Annotated in this window: 4 protein-coding genes; all 4 read right to left on the bottom strand. The window is 76.6% G+C overall.

Going from position 1 to position 5,993, the window contains the following annotated elements; translation table 11 throughout:
- Positions 1-2,975, bottom strand: a 2,975-nt coding sequence (locus DKT69_RS28945) for an error-prone DNA polymerase (RefSeq protein ID WP_109804638.1), incomplete at its 3' end; no start/stop codon positions are given.
- A 105-nt stretch (positions 2,976-3,080) separates the two neighbouring features.
- Complete coding sequence (locus tag DKT69_RS28950; RefSeq protein WP_109804637.1) at positions 3,081-4,721, bottom strand: DNA polymerase Y family protein; 1,641 nt, start codon at positions 4,719-4,721, stop codon at positions 3,081-3,083.
- A 46-nt stretch (positions 4,722-4,767) separates the two neighbouring features.
- Complete coding sequence (gene imuA', locus DKT69_RS28955) at positions 4,768-5,550, bottom strand: DnaE2-dependent mutagenesis accessory factor ImuA' (protein WP_236648420.1); 783 nt, start codon at positions 5,548-5,550, stop codon at positions 4,768-4,770.
- 186 nt (positions 5,551-5,736) lie between these two features.
- Positions 5,737-5,993: SAV_6107 family HEPN domain-containing protein (locus DKT69_RS28960; protein WP_255420239.1), on the bottom strand; the 257-nt coding region annotated here is incomplete at its 5' end.

Below are 5,993 nucleotides of genomic sequence, written 5' to 3' on the forward strand. Positions count from 1 at the left end.
GGACCGGCCGTGCCGGGCAGCCGGCCCGGCCGGTCCTGGGCCGCCGCGCCGGCGGCCCAGAGCGCCTGCCGCCGGGTCAGCCCGAAACAGGCGAAGGCGTCCGCGGTGGCCAGCGCCTCCAGCTGCGCGGCGGTGAGACCGACCCGACGGGCCAGGTCCGGCATGTCCCGGTACGGCCCGCCGGCCGCCCGCTCCGCCTCGATCCGCTCGGCCACGTCGTCACCGAGGGTGCGTACGCTGCCCAGCCCGAGCCGGACCGCCGGGCCGCCCAACCCCCAGGCGTGCGGCGGCTCCCCCGGCTGGCTGCCCCACCGGGTCTCCGGCGCCGACTCCAGCACGGCCTTCGCCCCGCTGGCGTTGATGTCCGGGCGGCGTACCTCGACGCCGTGCCGGCGGGCGTCATCCACCAGGGTCTGCGGCGAGTAGAAGCCCATCGGCTGGGCGTTGAGCAGGGCGGCCAGGAACGGGGCCGGGTGGTAGCGCTTGAGCCAGGAGCTGGCGTAGACCAGGTAGGCGAAGCTCATCGCGTGGCTCTCCGGGAAGCCGTAGCTGGCGAACGCGGTGAGCTTGCGGTAGACGTCGTCGGCCAGCTCGCCGGTGATGCCCCGCTCGGCCATCCCGGCGTACAGCCGGTCGGCGATCTGCGCCATCCGCTCCACCGAGCGCTTGGCCCCCATCGCCCGGCGCAACTGGTCGGCGCCGGCCGCGTCGAAGCCGGCCAGGTCGATGGCGAGCTGCATCAACTGCTCCTGGAACAGCGGCACGCCCAGGGTCTTCTCCAGCGCGTTGCGCATCAGCGGGTGCGCGTACGTCACCGGCTCCTGGCCGTTCTTGCGCCGGATGTACGGGTGCACCGAGCCGCCCTGGATCGGGCCGGGACGGATCAGCGCCACCTCGACCACCAGGTCGTAGAAGCAGCGCGGCTTGAGCCGGGGCAGGGTGGCCATCTGGGCGCGGCTCTCCACCTGGAACACCCCGACCGAGTCGGCCCGGCAGAGCATGTCGTAGACCTCGGGGTCGTCGAGGGTCATGTCGCCCAGGTCGAGGGTCGTCCCGATCATGTCGTAGCCGTAGTGCAGCGCGGAGAGCATGCCGAGGCCGAGCAGGTCGAACTTGACCAGCCCGACCGCCGCGCAGTCGTCCTTGTCCCACTGGAGCACGCTGCGCCCGGGCATCCGGCCCCACTCCACCGGGCAGACCTCGATCACCGGCCGGTCGCAGATCACCATGCCGCCGGAGTGGATGCCCAGGTGCCGGGGGAAGGTCTGCAACTCGTTGGCGTACGCGACCACCTGCTCGGGGATGTCCTCGACGTCCACCGAGGCGACCGAGCCCCAGCGGTCGATCTGCTTGCTCCAGGCGTCCTGCTGGCCGGGCGAGAAGCCGAACGCCTTGGCCACGTCCCGCACCGCCGACCGCGGCCGGTACGAGATGACGTTGGCCACCTGGGCGGTGTGCTCCCGGCCGTACCGGGCGTAGACGTGCTGGATCACCTCCTCCCGGCGGTCGGACTCGATGTCCACGTCGATGTCGGGTGGGCCGTCCCGCTCGGGGGCGAGGAAACGCTCGAAGAGCAGCCGGTGCCGGACGGCGTCCACGTTGGTGATCCGCAGCGCGTAGCAGACCGCCGAGTTCGCCGCCGAGCCCCGGCCCTGGCAGTAGATGTCCTGCGCGCGGCAGAACGCGACGATGTCGTAGACCACCAGGAAGTAGCCGGGGAAGCCGAGGTCGTCGATCATCCGCAGCTCGTGCTCCAGCTGCGCGTACGCCTCGGGGTGCGCCTCGCGCGGGCCGTACCGCTCCCGGGCTCCCTGCTCGGTCAGGTGGCGCAGCCAGCTCATCTCGGTGTGCCCCGGCGGCACCGGGTACGCCGGCAGCCGCGGCGCGACCAGTTGCAGGTCGAAGGCGAGTTCCGCGCCGAACTCGGCGGCCCGTTCCACCGCCCCCGGGTACGCGCCGAACCGGGCCGCCATCTCCGCGCCGCTGCGCAGATGGGCGGTGGCGGCGGCGGGCAGCCAGCCGTCGATCTCGTCGAGGCTGCGCCGGGCCCGCACCGCGGCCACGGTGGTGGCCAGCCGCCGCCGGCCCGGGGTGGCGTAGTGCACGTTGTTGGTGGCCACCGTGGGCAGCCCGGCGGCGGCGGCCAGCTCGGCGAGGGCGTCGTTGCGGTCGGCGTCGACCGGGTGGCCGTGGTCGGTCAGCTCCACCGCCACCGTCTCCGCGCCGAAGAGCGCGGTGAGCCGGTCCAGCTCCCGGGCCGCCGCGTCCACGCCCTCGGTGAGCAGCGCGCCCGGCACGTGCCCCTTGCGGCAGCCGGTGAGCACCAGCACGTGGTCGCGCAGCTCGGCGGCGACCTCCTCCAGCTCGCCGTAGACCGGGCGGCCCTTCTCCCCGCCGCGCAGCTGGGCGCGGGAGATGGTGGCGGCCAGCCGGGCGTACCCCTCGTGGCCGTGGGCGAGCACCAGCAGGTGCCGGCCGAGCGGGTCGGGTTCGCCGTTCTGCGGGCCGGGCAGCCCGAGGGAGAGTTCGGCGCCGAAGATGGTGGGCAGGTGCAGCGCGCGGGCCGCCTCGGCGAAGCGAACCACCCCGTAGAAGCCGTCGTGGTCGGTGACGGCGAGCGCGGTGAGCCCCAGCCGGGCGGCCTCCTCGGCCAGCTCCTCCGGGTGGCTGGCCCCGTCGAGGAAGCTGAAGTTGCTGTGCGCGTGCAGCTCGGCGTAGGGCACCGCGCCGTCCGGCCGGGGCAGCTCGGGCGCCTCGTAGTGCTGCCGCTTGCGGCTCCAGGCCGGGGAGTCCCCGCCGTCGGCGTCCACGGCGAGGGGATCCACCACGTGCAGGTGCCGCTCGTCCCGTGGCCGTCCGCCCCGTGGCCGCCCGCCGTCGCCCGACCGGCCGCCACCGGACCGGCCGTCGCCGGGTCGCCCGGAGAGCACGCGTTCCAGCTCGGACCAGGGCAGGTTGGGATTGTGGAAGCTCATCGGGCCGCTCCGGGTGGAGCGACCGCGGGCCGCGGCGGGCACCCGTTCCCGCATCCCCGCTCTCGACTGACCCGCCGCGACTCGCCCGTGCCGGGCCGGACCGGCTCAGTCATAGATCGCCTCCACCAGCCACTGGCCGGCCTCGACGGCCAGCAGCAGGGCGGCGCCGTCGGCGAGGCAGACCTGGAACCGGGCCCGCCGCCGCGCCTCGGCCGGCGCCCACCAGCGCTCGTCCACCGGCCACGGACCGGCCCAGCCGACGATCTCCGCCGGGCGGGCCGTACCCACGGTGAGCCGGGCCGGCGCGGCGCTCACCGCCAGGCGCGCGCTGACCACGACCGGCTCGCCGGCGGCGTCGTGCACGGTGGCGGCGAGCGGACTGGGCAGCACCACGGCCGGTGCGGGCGGCGGGAGCCGGCCGGGCCAGGGCGGGGTGCCACCACCACCCCGACCGGCAGCCCGGTCGGTGCCGGCGGCGCCAGCCGTGGCCGGCTCGTCCGACAGCGCCGGCGGGCCGGGACGGGCGGGGAGTCGTTCGTCGCCCCACGGCACCAGCCGTGTCTGGTCGGCCGGGGAGCGGCCGCCGCCGAGCACGGCGGTGACCACCGCCTCGGGGCCGAGGATGCCCTGCACCCGGCTCAACGCGCGGTGCGCCCGCTCCCGCTCCTCGCCGGTCTCCCCCCACAGCCCGGGTTGCAGGCCGGCCTGGGCGAGCACCCCGTCCGGCACCAGCCGCAGCCGGATGATCCCGGCGGTCGGCCGGGTCGGACGGGCGCCGCCCCGGCCGGTGCTGCCGGAGAGCCAGCCGTCCAACTGCCAGCGCACCCGGTCGGCAATGGCCGCGGCGGTCAGCAGGCCGTCATGCCGCCAGACCCGGTGCAGCTCCTGACCGTGCGCGGTGACCGCCTCGATGCCGAGCCGGGTGCAGGCCAGCCCGTACGCGGCGAGCCGCTCGTGCAGTTGCTCGGCCAGCGTCCGGGCGGCGAACGCCGCGGCGTCGACCCGGTCGATCGGCTCGTCGTAGTCGGCGGTGACGGTCAGGTCGGCCGGGGGCTGCCGGACGGCGAGCGGCCGGTGGTCCTGTCCGGCGGCGAGCCGGTGTACCAGCGCCCCGTCGAAGCCGAACCGGGCCAGCACGTCGCCGGCGGGCAGCGCGGCGAAGCCCCCGAGGGTACGCACCCCCAGCCGGCGCAGCAGGTCGGCCAGGGCCGGGCGGCCGAGCGCCTCGACCGGCAGGGCGGCCAGGAACTCCGGCGTCCCGCCGGGCGGCACGATCCGCCCGTCCCGGGCGGCCAGCCCGGCGGCGAAGACCCCGTCGGCGACGCCGACCTGGCTCTCCACCGCGCAGGACTGGGCGACGTGCTCGACGATCCGCTCGGCCGCCGCCTCCTCACCGCCGAGGTAACGGCTCGGACCCCGGGCCGCCAGCGCGCAGGCCCCGGGGCGGACCACCTCGACCCCGGCGGCCACCTCCTCGACGGCGGCGACCACCGGCTCGAACGCCCGGGCGTCCCGGCCGGGGTCGTACTCGACGACGGTGAGCTGCGGGCAGCGCCCCTGCGCCTCGCGCCTGCGCAGCCCTCGACGCACCCCCTCGGCGCGAGCCCGCTCGGAACAGGCGACCACCCGGTTGGCGTGCAGCACCGCGACGGGGTCGGTGGCGGGCACCCCGTCGACGATCTCCGCGGCGAGGACCGGCCAGTCCGGGCACCAGAGCAGCAGCGTCCGCACCGGCGCACCGCTCATGCCGGCCCTCCCCGGCGGACACCCGGCACATCGCTCACACCGGCGGTCATGCCGGACCGACCAGGGTGAGCGCGCCGCGGCGGGACGGGATGGCGAGGGCAGCCAAGGCGGCCGGCGTCACCGGGCGGAGCCGCCCGGCGCCCGGCCCGGCCACCCCGGTCGCCCGGGGGATGACCCGGGTGAGTCCGTCACCGGGCAGCCAGACCTTGATCTCCTTCGGGCGGGCGGCCGCGCCGCGCCCGCGCGCCGAGACGGTCACCTCCCGGCGTCGCAGCCGCCCCCGGCCCGGCCCGAGCCCCTCCCAGACGCCCCGGACCACCTGCAACGTGACGTCCGCGCCGTCCCACCGGCCGTACGGGACGAGCACGCTGCCGCGCTGCCGGGCGCGGGCGGCCAGCCGGTTGGCGACCGAGGCGGAGACCGTGGTCGGCACGGCGGTGACCACCACGTCCACCCCGTCGATGAGCGCGGCGATGACGGTGGGCCACTCCGGCCCCGGATTCGGCACCAGGGCCAGCCGGTCCAGGGCGATCCCGGCCTCGGCCGCCGCGCCGGCCCCGAAGGTGGGGACCCCGACCACGGCGCACCACGAGCCGGCCCGGGACGCCTCGGCGAGCAGCGCCAGGATCAGCGACGTCGCACCGCTGCGCCGGGGCTGCCCGGAGCCGATGGCGATGGTGCTGCCGCGGCGCAGCCCGCGATTGGGCAGCAGCCCGGTCAGCTCCGGCCGGACCGGCAGCACCCGGTGGCCGCCCGCCGGGTCGGGTGCGCTCGCCGGACGCACCAGATCGGCCAGTGCGGCGGAACCGACCACCATGCGGCCCGCCATCGGACCAACCCCCCGTCGTGTCGCGCGGGGACCTGCCCCCGTCGTCGTGCTGCTGGATCAGGTCGTGCTGCTGGATAAGAAAGTGCGGCGCTGCCGTGGATCAGCCGATGCGCTGGGCGTCGGCCGCATCCACGTGTCCCGGCGCCCGGCCACATCCGGCTCCCGCCGGTGGCCGGGGCGCCAAGGTCAGGCGGCGATCCCGTCGAGCGCCGGTTGGTGCGCCAGGCCGAGCGCGGTCTCCACCACCGTCACGAACTGCTCGGCGGCGCGGAGCAGGTCGTCGGCCTCCCGGGCGGTGACCACCCGGGGGATGCCGGCCTCGGCGGCGGCCCGCTTGCCGGCGCCGGCGGCGAAGTAGCGGGCCCACTCGTCGAGTTCGGGGGCGACGCTGGAGAGCAGGACCCAGACGCTGGTGATCCGGTTGCGGCGGGTGGGCGCGGGGC

Origin of the sequence: Micromonospora sicca, from assembly GCF_003172935.1 — a bacterium.
Taxonomy (GTDB): domain Bacteria; phylum Actinomycetota; class Actinomycetes; order Mycobacteriales; family Micromonosporaceae; genus Micromonospora; species Micromonospora sicca.